General features: G+C 40.6%; 15 protein-coding genes. 9 read left to right on the top strand and 6 right to left on the bottom strand.

The genetic code is table 11. From position 1 onward, the window contains the following. Positions 1-17: 17 nt before the first annotated feature. Positions 18-905 (bottom strand): DUF4198 domain-containing protein, encoded by an 888-nt coding sequence (locus A7P54_RS11485; RefSeq protein ID WP_171549635.1) that lies wholly within the window; start codon positions 903-905, stop codon positions 18-20. 315 nt (positions 906-1,220) lie between these two features. Here A7P54_RS11485 and A7P54_RS11490 point away from each other — a divergent pair, with 315 nt between their 5' ends. Genes A7P54_RS11490 through A7P54_RS11500 form a run of 3 tightly spaced genes read left to right on the top strand, consistent with a single transcriptional unit; the run spans position 1,221 to position 4,895 of the window. Then, positions 1,221-2,792 (top strand): DUF2271 domain-containing protein, encoded by a 1,572-nt coding sequence (locus A7P54_RS11490; RefSeq protein ID WP_171549636.1) that lies wholly within the window; start codon positions 1,221-1,223, stop codon positions 2,790-2,792. A 33-nt stretch (positions 2,793-2,825) separates the two neighbouring features. Beyond that, a complete protein-coding gene (locus tag A7P54_RS11495) occupies positions 2,826-3,416 on the top strand; it encodes a PepSY-associated TM helix domain-containing protein (RefSeq protein ID WP_171549637.1) in 591 nt (196 codons plus the stop codon). A 9-nt stretch (positions 3,417-3,425) separates the two neighbouring features. Beyond that, positions 3,426-4,895: a sulfite reductase subunit alpha gene (locus A7P54_RS11500; RefSeq protein WP_171549638.1), complete on the top strand. Its 1,470-nt coding sequence runs from the start codon at positions 3,426-3,428 to the stop codon at positions 4,893-4,895. Here the strand turns inward: A7P54_RS11500 and A7P54_RS11505 are convergent. Both A7P54_RS11505 and A7P54_RS11510 read right to left on the bottom strand, forming a co-directional pair. Further along, entirely contained in the window at positions 4,892-5,113 is a 222-nt protein-coding gene (locus A7P54_RS11505) for a DUF6500 family protein (RefSeq protein ID WP_171549639.1), read from the bottom strand. The two genes, A7P54_RS11500 and A7P54_RS11505, sit on opposite strands and share 4 nt — an antisense overlap. Before the next feature lie 157 nt (positions 5,114-5,270). Beyond that, complete coding sequence (locus A7P54_RS11510; protein WP_171549640.1) at positions 5,271-7,343, bottom strand: TonB-dependent receptor; 2,073 nt, start codon at positions 7,341-7,343, stop codon at positions 5,271-5,273. A 283-nt stretch (positions 7,344-7,626) separates the two neighbouring features. Between A7P54_RS11510 and A7P54_RS11515 the strand changes: the two genes are divergently transcribed. The 4 genes from A7P54_RS11515 to A7P54_RS11530 all read left to right on the top strand — a co-directional run bounded on the left by A7P54_RS11515 (position 7,627) and on the right by A7P54_RS11530 (position 13,097). Then, positions 7,627-9,825 (top strand): TonB-dependent siderophore receptor, encoded by a 2,199-nt coding sequence (locus tag A7P54_RS11515; protein WP_171549641.1) that lies wholly within the window; start codon positions 7,627-7,629, stop codon positions 9,823-9,825. Between the two features lie 317 nt (positions 9,826-10,142). Continuing rightward, the gene (locus tag A7P54_RS11520) at positions 10,143-10,328 is read left to right on the top strand and encodes a hypothetical protein (RefSeq protein ID WP_004805957.1); all 186 of its coding nucleotides are present in this window, start codon (positions 10,143-10,145) and stop codon (positions 10,326-10,328) included. Between the two features lie 325 nt (positions 10,329-10,653). Next, positions 10,654-11,973, top strand: a complete 1,320-nt coding sequence (locus tag A7P54_RS11525; protein ID WP_004805960.1) for an NCS2 family permease — start codon at positions 10,654-10,656, stop codon at positions 11,971-11,973. Between the two features lie 125 nt (positions 11,974-12,098). Further along, positions 12,099-13,097, top strand: coding sequence for an adenosine deaminase (locus tag A7P54_RS11530; RefSeq protein WP_171549642.1), 999 nt, complete (start codon positions 12,099-12,101; stop codon positions 13,095-13,097). A 41-nt stretch (positions 13,098-13,138) separates the two neighbouring features. Here the strand turns inward: A7P54_RS11530 and A7P54_RS11535 are convergent, their stop codons facing one another. After that, positions 13,139-13,693 (bottom strand): cytochrome b, encoded by a 555-nt coding sequence (locus A7P54_RS11535; RefSeq protein ID WP_005322154.1) that lies wholly within the window; start codon positions 13,691-13,693, stop codon positions 13,139-13,141. Positions 13,694-13,917: 224 nt separating this feature from the next. On the opposite strand from A7P54_RS11535, the gene A7P54_RS11540 reads away from it, so the two are divergent. Both A7P54_RS11540 and rnhB read left to right on the top strand, forming a co-directional pair. Continuing rightward, complete coding sequence (locus A7P54_RS11540) at positions 13,918-14,301, top strand: hypothetical protein (RefSeq protein WP_004805966.1); 384 nt, start codon at positions 13,918-13,920, stop codon at positions 14,299-14,301. A 38-nt stretch (positions 14,302-14,339) separates the two neighbouring features. Beyond that, the gene (gene rnhB / locus A7P54_RS11545) at positions 14,340-14,906 is read left to right on the top strand and encodes a ribonuclease HII (protein ID WP_171549643.1); all 567 of its coding nucleotides are present in this window, start codon (positions 14,340-14,342) and stop codon (positions 14,904-14,906) included. Between the two features lie 57 nt (positions 14,907-14,963). On the opposite strand, the gene csrA is transcribed toward rnhB, so the two are convergent. Together csrA and A7P54_RS11555 are read right to left on the bottom strand one after the other, a co-directional pair. Then, positions 14,964-15,227: a carbon storage regulator CsrA gene (gene csrA, locus A7P54_RS11550; protein WP_004805969.1), complete on the bottom strand. Its 264-nt coding sequence runs from the start codon at positions 15,225-15,227 to the stop codon at positions 14,964-14,966. Between the two features lie 237 nt (positions 15,228-15,464). After that, positions 15,465-16,745 (bottom strand): aspartate kinase, encoded by a 1,281-nt coding sequence (locus tag A7P54_RS11555; protein WP_004805971.1) that lies wholly within the window; start codon positions 16,743-16,745, stop codon positions 15,465-15,467. Between the last annotated feature and the right edge of the window lie 45 nt (positions 16,746-16,790).

Raw genomic sequence — 16,790 nt, forward strand, 5'->3', positions numbered from 1 at the left:
TACCTTAGTCAAAAGGTTTATTCAGTCACTTCAACGGTCACGCTGTAAGTATAAGATTGCGCGATGGGTGGTTTGGTGTTGTCAGTATTCGCTTCAGGATAAGCGGTGGTAATCAGGTAAATACCAGCTTCACTAAATTTCACTTCAACCTCACCTTTGGTGTTGGTTTTTACATGCGGTTGTTCGCGTTTGGCATTGGGTTGATAACTGCTAGCGCCTTTAAACACATCCACTTCCAGATTTGGAACAGGCTTACCATCCATGAGCACTTGTGCTTTAAAAGATTCACCAGCAAACAACTCATTTGGATGAGTGAGGAACTTAAACTCGAAACCTTTGTTGCTCACAGCAGGCACAGCACTTGGTTTGCCTTTAGTGATAAAACTTTCAGCAATATAGGTATTGCTAGTTTGTGCTGTTTTTGCGTTGGCAGGAATTTGGTCTTCAGCAATAAAACGTGGCGGTTGATTGGCTGGTGCTTGGGGCGCTTTTTGCTCTGCATTATTACCTTGTGGCTGCATCGGGTTTGCATTAGCAGGGCGTTGAGGGCGAACACGTAACCAACGACCATCAATCAATGCATATTTGGTTGGGTTGCCTGCCGCATTTTCAGTACGAAGACGATAGGTGCCATCCGTGGTTAAATTGACTTCAGCGATATTGAATTTTTTTAATTCTGCTGCTGCTTTAATGGTTTCGGTTTTTCCTTCTGGTGTTGTCACCTGATAATCAGTTTTAAAGTTACGACTTGCTACAAAGAATTTTTCAACGGTAATTCCACTTTGGAAGCTAACGCTATCCGCTTTACTGTCGAACACTTCTGGCAATAAAAAAGGGCTTGCTGTATGAGCAAAGCTCAGAGTTGGAAGCGCAGAAAATAGAGCAACAGTGAGTAGGTGACGCATGAAGAATTCCTTAAAAGAGAAATAAACAAAAATGCAAAAGATTTGCTACAATCTACTTGATAACGAGTATCAGTTGCAATATTATTTCGATAAATTTTTAATCGTTTTTATGCCATTGGGCAGACAAAGATTAAGAAGCTTTTTATCTCCCAAATGCGTGTCGCAAATGAATCAAATGTTTTTGATTTTATTCAGAATAAAATCATTTCATTTTCATGTTCTTTTGGCTGTAATTCATGTGAGAGGCCGAGCGATTGACTGTGCATAAAGTCAGTAGGTTGGCCGAGTTAAATCTTAGAAAATGGAAGCTTAACGATGTCATCAACGCAACAAATTTTTCGCCCCGTTCAACTCATATTTCGTTTATCGCCGTTGATGGCAGCTATCGCTGTATTCATGTCGCCAATTACAGCAACTCAGGCCAATGAAAATGCTATAAAAGACCCTCAGACATTACAAGCACCCGTTCAGACGCCAAGTTATAGTTTTCACCAAGATCATATTTTGGGTACTTCTTTAGATGTTGTTGTAACTACTGCACATCAAAAAGATGCAGAAAAGGCATTACAGACAATCCAGAATGAAGTGGCACGTTTGGACAAGATTTTATCGGTATGGCGTGATGACAGTGAAATCAGTCAACTCAATCGTGAGCAACAGATCGAAGCTTCTTCTGAACTTTATGAGGTAATTGCTGCTTGTGAACAATGGCGCAGTGCGACCTGTGGTGGCTTTGATGCACGGTTAGGCCAATTGATTCAGCTATGGGAACAAAGTCATCAGGTAAAAAATTTGGATGATCAAACGCAAGAAGCTTTGCTAAGCCAATTAAAAACCCAAAGTATTGAGTTAAATCCAAAAACCAAACAGATTAAGCTTGATTCAGCCGTCAAAATTGCACCAGATGCCTATGCAAAAGGTTATGTAATTGATCGGGCGTTGATTGCAGCTAAACAAGCCGTGCCACATTTACAGGGGATTTTGATCGATATTGGTGGCGATATGCGGGTGTGGGGTCAATCACCACAACAAGCAAGCTGGAAGATCGGTATTCAAGATCCAAATGAACGCTTTGATAATACAGTGCCAACACAAGTTTTAAATATTAAAGATCAAGCTGTTGCTTTTAGTGGGCAAGGCTATCGTTCGTTGGCAGGCCAATCGCATTTGCTTAATCCGCAAACAGGTATGCCAATTCAAACCGTAGAGCAATGTGTCGTGGTCGGGCAGTGCGCTGCAGATGCGGATGCTTTGGCAACTGCTTTAACCGCAATGTCACCCTATGAAGGCATGCAGCTGATTGAACAATTGGTTGGTTTTGAAGCCCAGTTGGTTGCGAGTGATGGCAGCAGCTATCAAAGTTCAGGTTGGTCTACGCTTTTAGATGCCAATCAACCTGCGATCATGCGACATGTGGCTGCTAATGGTGCAGCAACGGCTTGGCCTAAAGGTTATCAGGCTCAAATTGAAGTGAATATTCCAAAACTTGCCGTTGATAATTATCGTGCACCTTATGTTTCCGTTTGGGTGACAGACAGCGAGAAAAAATTAGTTCGTACGCTTGCTGTTTGGGGCAAAGATGAGAAGTGGCTGAACTCAAACTACGTATGGTGGCGCCGTTATGGTCGTCAAATGCCAAACTTGGATGCAGTAGCTAAGCCATCACGTCAACCAGGGCAGTACCGTTTAGCTTGGGATGGTAAGGATGAAGCTGGTAAAGCTGTCGATGCAGGTAAATATTTAATCCATATTGAAACCTCTCGCGAGCATGGCGATCATTCTTATCAAAGCTTCGAGTTAGAAGTAGGGCCAAAAGCGGTAACAAAAACACTTCCTGCACAGGCAGAAATTGGTACGCTGAAATTAAACTTCCAACGTGGTGCTTAATTAAAAGCCCTACTTATTTACGAGGCTTGTCACTTGTATCAACGTCGTGATTTTTACCGCCATGCACGCTATGTGCATGGCTGGCTCTCTGCATTTGCTTTCATCGCACTGATTTTTTTTGCTGCAACAGGATTGCTACTCAATAACCCAGATTGGTTTAAATCATCCAATGATGAGCAAATCGTAAAACTCACTTTGCCAACTGCTTTTGTGAGTGCTATCCAAAAACAAGAGAATCCAACTCAGGCGATTCTGGATTTTGTTCGCGATAAGCAGCCACTGATTGGACGCTATAAAAGCAGCGAAGTCATGGATGGGGAGGTGATGATCCGTTTGGAGAGTCCAGCAGGTTCAACAGATCTATGGGTGTTGATGGATCAAGGCGAAGTCGAAATTACTCAAAAACCAGCAACTACCGTTTCATTGCTCAATGATCTACATCGCGGTAAAAATGTCGGTGAAACATGGCATTGGCTTATTGATATCAGTGCGATCATTATTATTGTATTGTCCTTGGCGGGCTATATTTTATTTCTCACCATTAAAACCCGTTTAATTACGCATTTGCTGCTCACAGCAACTAGTTTAGCGGCAATTATTTTACTCATTTGGTTTGCCATTTAAGGTGACATCATGACTCAGGCTGTGCTGATCGTTATTGCTATATTGGCAATATTATTGAGTCTGCATCTTTTTGTGATTGTGTGGCTATATTGGCAGCAAAGAAATTCAAAATCATCCCCGCAATCTCATCCTTCATATTTGGTGGTCTATGCCAGTCAGTCTGGACATGCCGAAATATGGGGGAGACATACGGCTGAGCAATTGCGTTTAGTTGATGATCAGATTGTGGTCAGAAATATTCAAGATCTGAGTATCAATGATTTAACTGGGCAACAGCGAATTCTATGGGTGGTCAGTACCTATGGTGAAGGGGATGCACCGGATAGTGCACAATCTTTTATCAATAAAGCTTTTACTCAAGGCTTGGATTTATCTCATTTATCTTTTGCAATATTGGCATTGGGGGATCGACGCTATGCTAATTTCTGTCAGTTTGGGCAGCGATTAGAACAATGGTTAGTTCAACAACAGGCACATGCTCTATTTGATACTGTTTTGGTAGACCAGCTGAATAGCCGTGATTTGGAGCAATGGTTGAATGGATTAGAACAGCTGACTTCAATGCAGTTCAGTGATTTAGCCCATTCACAACAAATGCTGCAATTAAAGTTTGCGCATCGGCAGTGTTTAAATAAAGGCAGTATCGGTGAACCCATTTATAAAGTTCAATTGATTGGCGATGAAGACTTGGTTTGGTCATCAGGTGATATTTTAGAGATTCAATGCGAAAACAATTTGGATGATATCGAGGCGTTTTTGCAATCACAGCAACAGCCCATCAATGCTAAGTTGATCGCTCAATTAAGCACGCTGAATTTAAGAAAATTACCGAGCAAAGCAGAGCAGTCTTTTCAGCAATGGTTAACACAATTTGAGCGCTTACCTAAGCGTGAGTATTCGATAGCCAGCTTGGCTGAAAACGGCTTTATTGAATTGGTGGTCAGACAGCAACGTACGGCAACAGGTTTAGGCTTGGGTTCGGGCTGGTTGACACAAGGCTTGCAGCAAGACCAAATCTTACAAGCTCATATTCGTCATAATCCAAGTTTTCATTTGCCGCATGATGCACGACCTTTGATCTTGATTGGCAATGGTACTGGGATTGCGGGTTTGCTGGTACATCTACGTCAGAGAGAGCATTGGGGTTATAAGCAAAACTGGCTGATTTTTGGTGAAAGACAGCAGCAATTCGATCATCTTTATCAGATGGAAATTTACTATTGGCAGCAACATGGCTTTCTCGATCAGGTTGATTATGCATTTTCCCGTGATCAAGCCGAAAAAATCTATGTACAAGATTGTTTAAAAGCACAATCCACTCGATTACAGACTTGGGTTGCGCAAGGTGCAGCAATTTATGTTTGTGGTAGCCTTAAGGGTATGGCGGGTGGCGTTGATCATGCCTTAAAAGAGATTTTAGGTCTTGATTTGCTGGAGCAGCTTAAACAACAACAGCGTTATCAACGCGATGTGTATTAATCGGATTCAGCTAAAACCAGTGCTTTAATCTTGCTGGCTTTTTCAAAATGATCCAGTCGATGCTCCATGATCCACCATTCAGCAGCCTCCATGAGAAGTTCAGGATCATCATTTTTATTGGCAAAGAAAGCATAAAATGAAAGTCCTACATTGTTGCCTTTCTTGGCTATTTTTTCATCGCAGATATGAACGATCTTCGCTTTTAATTCGGTTTTCATTTTGTTTTAAGTGGTTAATCATAGTTAGGTGCAGATCATAGCACTCTAAACCTAAGTGGTTGCCATCATTTAGTCTTAATATTTGTTTTGAAATTAAAAAAGTCAGCTTGAGATAAGCTGACTTTTGGTGCTTCAATCATTTAAAAGCGGAAGCGAATTAGAATTTTTTCTCAAGACTAAATTGTAATGAAGGAATGCTTTCATTGGTTCTCGCTTGATATAAGCTGCCATCTGTTTGGTTGGTGAGGCGTTCCTTGTAATTGGTACTCAAGACGTTATTGAGATTAAGACTGGCTGCCCAGCCATGACTAAAGCGTTTGGTTGCGCTCAAATCTAAGCTAAAACGCTCATTGGTGGTGCGATCATAGGGTTGAGCGTCTAAGGAGCGGGTAAATTCAGGCGTGTAACTGATGTTCACGCTGGTTGAGAGTTGCCATGGTTTATAGCTATAGGATAAGCCCGCACTGGTATTATAAGGCGCAACATCACTGGCTAAGCGTTCACGGTGTTGCCCATCTTCAATTTTAGCGCGAACTGTTGATAGCTGCCCATTGAGCATAAATGAATGCCCAGCTTCGGTTTGTTTGAGTGCATAGCGTCCAGACAACTCAACGCCATAGGTGGTCGCTTGATCTTGGTTTTGTGGGCGCTCCACATAACGTGTGCCTTCAAGTGCGATGACTTTCTCGATGTAATCTTTAATTTCACGATGATACGCTGTGACACTCACACCACCACTAGCAGAATCATAGGCAAGGGTGGATTCAGCTGCACGGATTTTTTCTGGTTTTAAATTTGGATTGCCGCCACGATCGGGATTATTCAAGCTACCTGCATCACTGTCTGTAGAGACAGTCACATTCGGAACCAGTCGATCGGTATTTGGGCTTTTAAATGCTTGGCTCAAGTTAGTTTGAATCGACCATTGCTCAGTGAGGTCAAAGCGATAAGCCAAAACAGGGCTTAAATGTTGGTCTTGATAATCAACCAAGCCTGAACGATTCAGCCATTCCTGACGCGCACCTAAAGTCACCGTTTGGCGGTCTGTAAAACGCCAGCTACCCTCACCATAAACAGCATAACGTTGCTCATCCAGACTTTTGCTCACATTGCTATCGAGTTCATTACTGCGAGTATCAAAACCAAATTTAATTTGACGGTCTTTATCTAATTTACGGACCCCATCATAGGCAAGCCCGTATTCATTTACTGTTTCATCGGTATAAATTGTATTTTGTGGCGAGCGGGTGAGCTGTGTTTCTGTCTGACGTTCGACTGATAGGCGGATTTTATCACTCAGGTCTTTGTCTTTACGTTCATAACGCGTGTTTAAGCGAATACTATCGTTCTTGTCATCTTGAGTTTGATTGGATGAATAGCCATCCATTTTGATATTTCGGTAGAACAATTCTGCGATCAACTTTTGCTGATCATCCAGATCGTATTGCAAACGTGGGGAGAACATCTGCATGGTACGGTTGGTGGTACGAAGTTGTTCGCGTGTTCCCGTTGCTGTTTCAGTTTTTGTGATTGAGGTGTTGTCTATCCACATTTGATTGGCTGAAACGCTATATGACCACTGGTTTTCACGACCGTCTGCTTGAATGTTGATTTGCTTGCGTTCAGATTGTTGTTCACCGCTATCGCGTAAGCCATAGCCGAGCTTCACTGAGCCATTTAAGCGGGTATCTAGAGGTTCTTTTAAAATGATATTGATTACCGCTGAGGATGCAACAGAGGCTTGGGCAACGCTGGGTTGTTTGACCACTTCAATACGTTCAATCATTTCAGGTGTAATGGTATCAATAACCGACATACCACCACGTGGGCCACCTTGCACGGGCTCGCCATTGACCAAAAATGTGGGTGCGCCGCCACCACGAAAACGCATGCCCGAAGCGCCACCACCGCCGCGTGGTCCTTGGCCAAAACTTGGTATCTGGAAACCAGCAGCACGACGCAAAGCATCCATAACCGACTGGTCGCCATATTGCAGCATTTCTTCTTGAGTAATGATGGTTTTAGGTACAGCACTAATATCATCATCTTTGGCTTTTTGAGGTTCTGCTGAAGCTTTGAATGAAAGGGTAGGTAGAACCTGAGTACTTGATTCAGATACCGTGGAAGCGGGAGTCTCACTTTGGGGTTCGGCAGCATAAATTGATGCACTTATACTGAGTAAAGCTGAGCTGAGTACACTCAGTTTTCCATAACACGTAGAAATTTTCATTATCAAACCCCAAAAATGATCAAATTATTTTCTGTGTAGCCTAATGTAAAATTGTGTAGAAAAATGGAATTTATTCCTAAGAACTCAAAGATTTAAAAAATATTTTTAGGATTGGATTTAAGATGAAAATGAAGCATAAATTTTAAATGAATAATAAATGGCCTGTTTAGTCAAAAATTAATGCAAAAAATGATGAAAATGAGAATGATTTTTATTAAAATTGTAGCGTTTTTTTGTTTTTAATATTTTTTTAATTTTTGTCTGAGTTTTTTTGAGAAATTTTATGCGTTCTTTACCCTTAAATATGCATCACAAGCCTATTTTCAAATTTAGCTTGTTAACCATGATGCTGTTGCAAGCACAGTATGCTTTTGCCAATGAGGCTCCAGCACCAACAGCAGTGATGCCAACTATTAAGATCGAAGCAATGAGCGAGCTTGATCCGATCAAAAGTTATATCGATTATGATCAGGCAAGTGTGACCCGAAATGGTCTTAAGAAAAAAGATATTCCACAGACCATCGATACCATTGATGTGCAAAAATATAAAATTTATGGCGCCAATGATCTGAGTGTCATGCTACAGGGGACACCAGGTGTATCAACCAGTTATGACATGCGCGGTGACGGGATTAACTTAAGAGGATTTAATGCAGATACAGGCGATATTTATCGTGATGGTATTCGTGAAAGCGGTCAGGTTCGCCGTAGCACAGCAAATATCGAACGTATTGAAATCTTAAAAGGCCCTGCGTCGGTTCTATATGGTCGTAGTTCGGGTGGTGGAGTGATCAATATGGTGAGTAAATTCGCCAATTTTGATTCAAAAAGCTCGGTGGGTATCTACGGTGGTTCATATGATAACTATGGAACAACAGTAGATTTCAATCAAGTGCTCACAGATAACGTTGCTGTACGTTTAACTGGAGAATATGGAGAGTCAGATAGTTTCCGTTCAGGCATTGAAAATAAAATCGAAATGCTTTCACCAAGTTTTACTTATAAAAATGATGAGGGTTTAACTTGGACCATGCAATATACCTACGATAAATTACATCGTGTGCCGGATCGTGGACCATCTTATACAGCACTTCCGAAGGGAACCTCGATTAAAACAGGTTTTGCCCAAGATGGAGACTATGTAAATGATGTTTTACAAGTTGCGCGTTCTGACCTGAATTACGAGTTTGCACCAAATTGGAATTTTCATTGGGCACTAAGTTATCGTCAAGCAGAGCAAAACTTTGATCACTTTTATGCGGGTGGATTATGTGCGACAGAAAGTACAACGGTAACTAATGCTGGAACATGTAAAGGCCATGTCGGTGATATCTCACAAATTTATTATTGGCAGAAAACCGATAATAAAACCACTAGCAATACTTTTGATATCCGTGGTGAGTTTGATACAGGCAGTATTAAACATAATTTATTGGTTGGTGCAGACTGGACTTATGAACAACGTGAGCCGCTTTTAGCCAATAAGAAAGATGGTGGTGCTATCTATGGCTATGTAAATCCGTTAACTGGTGAGCGCAGCAGTTCTAGAGGTTCGGGTAACTTAATATTAAATACACATAACTATAACCAAGGTGAAGGTTATGGTGTATTCATCCAAGACCTCATTAGTTTTAATGATTATTTTAAAGTCATGTTGGGTGGTCGTTATGACTATTATCAATCTGAAACCACCAACCGTTTAAAATCACGTGAGTCTCTGGACTATCATCGTCGTATTGATGGTGAGAGCTTTAGCCCAAATATAGGTTTTATTTGGCAACCTGTAGAAAGTCAGAGCTTTTATGCCTCTTATAGTAAAAGCTTCGCGCCATTTGGTGGGCGAGTGGGAGTAAGTGTTGTTTCAGCAAATACAGATGTAGATACATTTGATGCTAAACCACAATACAATGAACAATACGAAGTTGGTATAAAAAGTGATTGGCTGAATGATCGTTTAAATACCCAGCTTTCTGTATTTGACATCCGTAAGAACAATATCCGTTACCAGCCAAACCCAGATGAGCCAGAAAAGTGGGCTGTTGGTGCGCAGCACCAGTCCAAGGGGATTGAATTTAGCTTTATTGGACGTGCTTTAGATAATCTGTTTGTACGTGGTGGTTATAGCTATATGGACACGGAGGTTTCTAAAGATCCCAAGCCACAAAATGTTGGAAAAGAGTTAAATAATACGCCTCACCATACTGGTAATCTCTTTGTTCGTTATCTACCAACAGATAAGATTTATGGTGAAGTGGGGGCAACTTATGTCGGTGATGCCAAAATTTATCCAAACGGAAACCTAGATAGAGAACCAACTGACTTTGCTGGGTTTACTCGACTAGATGCTGCGATTGGCTATAGTGCAGATCCTTGGAACATTACATTCGCTGTCAATAATGTGACCAATAAAGAATATTGGCGTTCAGAGTCAATGCCAGGTACACCACGCAACTTCTTGGTGCGTTTGAACTACCAGTTCTAATCTAAACACGTTAATGTGACTTTAAGCACTTTTGTCTAGACAAAAGTGCTTTCTTGTTTTTAGCTGCTGAAAATGAACAGTTTTTTCTGTTATAAAGATATAGTTTATATCTATCTTATTGAATTATATAAAATGTCATTGCTAAAAAAACTGGAATATTCTAATATTTGATTGAGTGAAAATTAAGCAAAAAACTTATTAGAATAACTGTATAATTGTGATGTGGTTATCATTTGTGATTTTAATATGCGTTTTTGTTCTCCTTTTCAGTCTTTTTTGTTAGCATTAAAGAAAACTTTATAATAGAGATAATAATAATGAAGATTAAGATTGCGATCGCTTTGGCTTTTTCTGTATTTATTTTGGGTTATGTCACCTATGTTGATGCCCAAACCAAGAAACGCCAAGAGCTAATGAAAATTGTTCAAGATGCCGAAAACAGCTTGAATACGATACAGCATAATCAACATACGCATTTATCCTCTTATCAGCGTAATCAGTAGTTTTATGTGCCAATAAAGAGCATTGCTGATTCAATCATCTGAGTTTGATCGTGAAATACGCTTTTTTTGTATTGTGATACTCAAGTTTTGAGTAGAATCTGTTAAAATATTTACCATTAAATAAAAAGCTGCATGTTGATATGCGGCTTTTTACGTTTTGATATCGGAATCGAATTTATACATATCTTCTGTGTAACAAGCGCAAAGCTGGCATATAGATTGCTTTTAGCCTTGTATACCTTTTTGTGTACATTCAAAAAAGATTGCAAACACAAACGTATAGATTTCATATTCTACGATCTTAGATTTCAACAGGTGCTATGTTATGACAACGCCTAATGCTTCGGCTGGTTTGTTAGAACGCTTATTTAAGCTGAGCGAAAACAAAACCAACTTTAGAACGGAAGTTCTAGCAGGTGTAACTACATTCTTGACGATGTGTTACATCATCATTGTAAACCCACTCATTCTTTCTGAAACTGGCATGGATCATGGTGCTGTGTTTGTTGCAACCTGTTTGGCTGCGGCAATTGGGTGTTTGGTCATGGGGATTATTGCGAACTATCCAATCGCACTTGCACCTGGAATGGGCTTAAATGCTTATTTTACCTATTCTGTTTGTTTAGGCATGGGCGTGCCTTGGCAAACTGCTTTAGCTGCAGTTTTTGTGTCAGGGTTGGTTTTCCTTGCAATTAGCTTCTTTAAAATTCGTGAAGCAATTGTCAATGCAATTCCAATGTCTCTGAAATTTGCAATTGGTGGTGGTATTGGTTTATTCCTTGCTTTAATTGCACTGAAAAATGCAGGCATTATTGTTGATAATCCAGCGACCTTGGTTGGTCTAGGCGATATCAAACAGCCAACAGTCTTATTGGCCTTATTTGGTTTTTTAATGATTGTAGTTTTGCATCAGTTTAAAGTACGTGGTGCGATCATTCTTAGTATTCTGGTTGTGACTGCGATTGCAACTGCAATGGGCTTGAATGAGTTCAAGGGTGTTGTCGGTCAAGTTCCTTCTCTAGCACCTACCTTTATGCAAATGGACTTCGAAGGTCTATTTACTGCCAGTATGGTTGGGGTGATTTTCGTCTTCTTTATTGTCGATTTATTTGACAGTACAGGTACCTTAGTTGGTGTGTCACATCGCGCAGGCCTGCTTCAAGATGGTAAATTACCACGTTTGAAGAAGGCATTATTTGCAGATTCAACTGCAATCGTAGCGGGTGCTGCTTTAGGTACATCGTCAACTACACCTTATATTGAATCAGCTTCAGGTGTTGCGGCAGGTGGACGTACGGGTTTAACCGCAGTCGTTGTTGCATTCCTATTCATTGGTTGCTTGTTCTTGGCACCATTGGCTCAATCAGTTCCAGGTTTTGCAACAGCACCCGCATTGTTATTTATTGGTGTGTTGATGATCCAAGGGATCACACATATCGATTGGGATGATATTACTGAAGCTGTTCCTGCCTTTTTAACCATCGTATTTATGCCATTTACCTATTCAATTGCAGATGGTATCGCGATGGGCTTTATCAGCTATGCATTGGTGAAACTACTGACAGGAAAAGCAAAGACAGTTCCTTATATGGTTTGGATTATTGCGGCACTGTGGGTGTTTAAATTTGTTGCATTTGGCGGCTAAGCAAATCGTTATTATTATTTTATCATTCTCTTTGTGAGCTGTTTGAATAACAGCTCTTTCTGTGAAGAGAGCCTAAAAGGGCGTTATTTCGATAACACCCTTTTTTCTTTAGACGTGGAGTTAATATGAATCAAATCGAGCTGATTCGTGCTTTACCCAAAGCCGAATTGCATGTGCATATTGAAGGGACTTTTGAACCAGAACTGATGTTTGCAATTGCACAGCGTAATCAGATTCAGATTCCCTATCAGTCGGTTGAAGAAGTGAAGCAAGCGTATAACTTCCATAATCTTCAATCTTTCTTAGATATTTATTATGCGGGCGCAAATGTGCTGGTGCTTGAACAAGATTTTTATGATCTTGCTTGGGCATATTTCGAGAAATGTGCTGAAGATCGTGTGGTACATACCGAAATGTTCTTCGACCCACAAACGCATACTGAACGTGGGGTTGAATTTGCAACTGTGTTGGCTGGCTTAAAACGTGCCTGTGCAGATGCAAAAGAAAAGTTAGGAATTAGTTCTCAGTTGATCATGTGTTTCTTGCGTCATTTAAGTGAAGAAAAAGCATTTGAAACGCTTGAGCAAGCATTGCCATTCAAAGATGACATTATTGCGATCGGTTTAGACTCAAGCGAAGTTGGACATCCTCCAGCAAAATTTGAGCGTGTATTTGCTAAAGCCCGTGAAGCTGGTTTCTTGATCGTGGCACATGCGGGTGAAGAAGGCCCACCAGAATATATTTGGGAAGCTTTAGACTTGTTAAAAGTAAACCGTATTGATCATGGTGTGCGTTCTGAAGAAGATGAGCGCTTAATGGCGCGTTTAATCGCTGAGAAAATGCCTTTAACAGTTTGTCCTTTAAGTAACTTAAAGCTTTGTGTTGTAAAAGACATGGGTGAGCACAACATCCGCCGTTTATTGCAGCAGGGCGTACATGTTACTGTGAACTCAGATGATCCTTCATATTTCGGTGGTTATATGAATGATAACTTTGTGGCGATTCAGCAAGCTTTGGATTTAAGCAATGATGAATTAAAGCAACTGGCAATCAACTCTTTTGAAGCTTCATTCATTTCGGATGAAGAAAAGCAAAAGTGGATTGCAGAAGTGAAAAAGATCTAAATTAAAAAACCGCGTAAAGCGGTTTTTTTATATCTGAAGAATTATTTGGGCTGACGTAGCATACTGAGCAAGACATTATCTTTATCAATCAGATGATGTTTAATTGCAGCCAAAGCATGTCCAGCAACGAGTAGGCCAGCGAACCATGAAAGATAAATATGTAGCGGTTTAACAATTGCCAGTAATTCTGGATTGTCTTGTACCAAGCGTGGAATTTCGAATAAATATAAAACTGGTGCAGGGTGTCCAGCACTCCAACTAAATAAGCAGCCAGTAATTGGCAGCGCTAATAGCATTAAATAAAGGAATAAATGTCCAACATGCGCCAACATTTTCATTGTTGGTGACATGGTGTCTGGTAATTCTGGTGCAGGGTGGGTATAGCGCCAAAAAATACGGATAACCACTAAGAAAATAATAGTGGTGGCTATATTTTTATGTAGGGTAATCACAGTTCCCTTGAAGCTTCCATCAACCTCATAGCTGAGAAAGTTGCCACTATAGAAACCAATCAACCAGGCAGCAATGAAGATCGCAGCCATGAGCCAATGAATAACTTGTGCCGTACGCGTGTAATATTGTGCTGAGGTTGACATTGCAACATCCTGGCTTTGTTATAGGTAATTATTTTTAATAATAGATAGCGCTTTTTCATTCTCCTACAGTGTAAATGTAACAGAGCGTTTTATGAGTAGAACGGTGTAGTGCTTATAAGTGCCGTGTGATTGTTATATTATGTAAGTATGGCGCTGAGTCATATCATAACGCGTGTCATTTAGGCACAATACGCCTGCCAAAAATTAGATACAGGTTAGAAATCATGAAAAAGTTGGTACTTATTGTAGCTCCTGCTGTTTTAGCTTTAACAGGCTGTGTTACTCCAGATGGAAATAACTCAGTGGGTACAACTTCACAACAGTTAGGCATGGCTGCATTGAAAGTTGCTGTAAATGCGAAATGTATTAATGAAATTAATACGCTGCCAGCGTGGAAAACAGCGACACGTGTAATGACCGCAGAACAACGTGAAAATATTCAAACTGAAGTTTGTGGCTGTGTTAGTGAAAAAGCACCAAATAGCGTAACAGCAGTAGAATTGGCTACCGCAGCTATTGATCCAACAGCACGCGCGACGATTGTGACTCAAGTGGTTTCTCAAACTGTAAATGCATGTGTGGCTGAAACTTTCAAGAAAGCGGGTTAATAAGATAAGGCTGAGTAATCGGCCTTTAGAGATTTTATATGAGAGTTGCTGGTGTAGATGAGGCAGGGCGAGGACCTTTAGTGGGTTCTGTTGTTGCTGCCGCAGTCATTTTAGATCCAAATAATCCGATTAAGGGTTTAAATGATTCTAAAAAGTTAACCGAAAAAAAACGAGAAAAGCTGTTCTTGGAGATTCAAGAAAAAGCTTTAGCTTGGTCAATTGCTGAAGCAAGCCATGCTGAAATTGATGAATTGAATATTTTGCAAGCCACTTTTCTTGCAATGCGTCGTGCAGTAGAGGGATTAGCGGCTTCTCCTGCAAAAGTAATTGTGGATGGTAACCAGATTCCAAAAGGAATTACGATTCCGTGTGAGGCGATTGTGGGGGGGGATGCTAGCCATGCAGAAATTAGTGCGGCAAGTATTCTAGCGAAAGTGACCCGTGACCGTCAGATGCATGAGTTAGATCAGCAATATCCTGACTATGGCTTTGCTAAACACAAAGGTTATCCAACTAAAGCACATTTTGAAGCGATTGCGGCTCATGGTGTCATTGATCAACACCGCCGTAGTTATGCGCCTGTCAAGAAAGTTTTAGGGCTGTAAAAACAATTAAAGCGACTAATTTTAGTCGCTTTAATCATTCGAGAAGAATGCGGCATATTAACGATTGAAGTTATTATGTTGAGAAAAATCATTATTCTCTTCTTCATAAGAATGTTGATAATCTTGATCAAGATGTTGCAGATGCTCATGCATGGCACGTTCATGTTGGATACGTTGGTAAATTTCCTCACGATGCACAGAAACTTCTTTTGGAGCATTTACACCAATACGCACCTGATTGCCTTTTACGCCAAGCACAGTAACACTGACTTGATCCCCAATCATTAATGTTTCTCCGACACGACGGGTCAGAATCAGCATGTTTATCTCCTTGCTAAACGCTTAAACTTGCGACAGGGAATTCATTGTTTGAAAGCACAGCCTAATATACAGAAAACTCTAACAGAAATATGTAAAAAACATTTTTTTTCGTAAGTTCTGTGAGAGTCTTTTTAAAAACCTCAAGGCTAATATAACAGAGCCACTATAAGAAAAACTATAGTGGCTCTGTTTTTTTTCTTATTTACTTGCGAGTAAATATGTTTAAGCAGCTATTAATTAAGCACGTGCACTGCTTTCGCCGTGTTCACGATCTAGGCCAAAAGCTGTATGTAAACAACGAACTGCCAATTCTAAATAGTTTTCTTCGATGATCACAGAAACTTTGATTTCTGATGTAGAAATCATGAGAATATTAATGCTTTCTTCAGCTAATGCAGTAAACATTTTGCTCGCTACACCTGCGTGAGAACGCATACCAACACCTACGATTGACACTTTTACGATGTCATCACGCGTCACAACTTCACAACCTTCGATGCTGTTTGCAGTTTGTTCTAAAATTGCTTTTGCTTTCGCCAAGTCGTTACGATTCACGGTAAAAGTAAAATCTGTTGTACCGTCTTCTTCAACATTCTGGATAATCATATCCACTTCGATGTTGGCATTGCTGATCGGTGATAAGATTTTAGATGCGATACCTGGTTCGTCAGGAACACCTAAAATAGTGAGTTTTGCTTCGTCACGGTTAAATGCAATACCTGCGATGATTGGTTGTTCCATATCGTCTTCCGCCTCAGTCGTAATTAGTGTACCTACGTTTTGTTTGAAATCTTCATCAAATGCGCCATCATTATCGTTATCAAAGCTTGATAATACACGTAATGGCACCTGATATTTGCCTGCGAATTCAACAGAGCGAATTTGTAAAACTTTCGAACCTAAAGATGCCATTTCTAGCATTTCTTCAAAAGAAATACGGTCAACTTTCTTCGCTTTAGGCGCTACACGAGGGTCAGTGGTATAAACACCATCTACATCGGTATAAATCTGACATTCATCTGCTTTTAGTGCTGCTGCAAGTGCAACGCCTGAAGTATCTGAACCACCACGACCTAAAGTTGTGATATTGCCATTGGCATCATAACCTTGGAAACCGGCAACGACGATGACACGACCAGCATCTAGATCAGCGGTCATTACATCAGTATCAATGGATTCAATACGTGCTTTGGTAAACGCGCTGTCAGTTTTGATACCAACTTGACGACCTGTATATGATTTAGCTTCTACACCAATTGAATTAAGTGCCATAGCTAACATGGAAATCGTTACTTGTTCACCCGTTGACACCATTTGATCTAATTCGCGTGGGTCAGGGGTGCTAGTAATGGCTTTGGCAAGCGCAAGTAAGCGGTTAGTTTCACCACTCATTGCTGATACAACCACGACCACCTTGTGACCATGATCATGCCAACGCTTGACACGATGAGCAACATTTAAAATGCGCTCAGGAGTACCCATAGAGGTACCGCCATATTTTTGAACGATTAAAGCCATAGTTGTTCCATATAAGCCATGACCCTGAGAGGCATCAGGGTCAGT

It is taken from the genome of Acinetobacter sp. Ac_3412 (genome assembly GCF_013072675.1).
GTDB lineage: Bacteria > Pseudomonadota > Gammaproteobacteria > Pseudomonadales > Moraxellaceae > Acinetobacter > Acinetobacter higginsii.

Bases quoted from the DNA above. Each gene is read 5' to 3' on its own strand.
- A7P54_RS11555 (WP_004805971.1), bottom strand. From the start codon at position 16,745: ATGGCTTTAATCGTTCAAAAATATGGCGGTACCTCTATGGGTACTCCT.
- A7P54_RS11520 (WP_004805957.1), top strand. From the start codon at position 10,143: ATGAAGATTAAGATTGCGATCGCTTTGGCTTTTTCTGTATTTATTTTG.
- A7P54_RS11490 (WP_171549636.1), top strand. From the start codon at position 1,221: ATGTCATCAACGCAACAAATTTTTCGCCCCGTTCAACTCATATTTCGT.
- A7P54_RS11510 (WP_171549640.1), bottom strand. From the start codon at position 7,343: ATGAAAATTTCTACGTGTTATGGAAAACTGAGTGTACTCAGCTCAGCT.
- csrA (WP_004805969.1), bottom strand. From the start codon at position 15,227: ATGCTGATTCTGACCCGTCGTGTCGGAGAAACATTAATGATTGGGGAT.
- A7P54_RS11540 (WP_004805966.1), top strand. From the start codon at position 13,918: ATGAAAAAGTTGGTACTTATTGTAGCTCCTGCTGTTTTAGCTTTAACA.
- A7P54_RS11525 (WP_004805960.1), top strand. From the start codon at position 10,654: ATGACAACGCCTAATGCTTCGGCTGGTTTGTTAGAACGCTTATTTAAG.
- A7P54_RS11515 (WP_171549641.1), top strand. From the start codon at position 7,627: ATGCGTTCTTTACCCTTAAATATGCATCACAAGCCTATTTTCAAATTT.
- A7P54_RS11535 (WP_005322154.1), bottom strand. From the start codon at position 13,693: ATGTCAACCTCAGCACAATATTACACGCGTACGGCACAAGTTATTCAT.
- A7P54_RS11505 (WP_171549639.1), bottom strand. From the start codon at position 5,113: ATGAAAACCGAATTAAAAGCGAAGATCGTTCATATCTGCGATGAAAAA.
- A7P54_RS11485 (WP_171549635.1), bottom strand. From the start codon at position 905: ATGCGTCACCTACTCACTGTTGCTCTATTTTCTGCGCTTCCAACTCTG.
- rnhB (WP_171549643.1), top strand. From the start codon at position 14,340: ATGAGAGTTGCTGGTGTAGATGAGGCAGGGCGAGGACCTTTAGTGGGT.
- A7P54_RS11500 (WP_171549638.1), top strand. From the start codon at position 3,426: ATGACTCAGGCTGTGCTGATCGTTATTGCTATATTGGCAATATTATTG.
- A7P54_RS11530 (WP_171549642.1), top strand. From the start codon at position 12,099: ATGAATCAAATCGAGCTGATTCGTGCTTTACCCAAAGCCGAATTGCAT.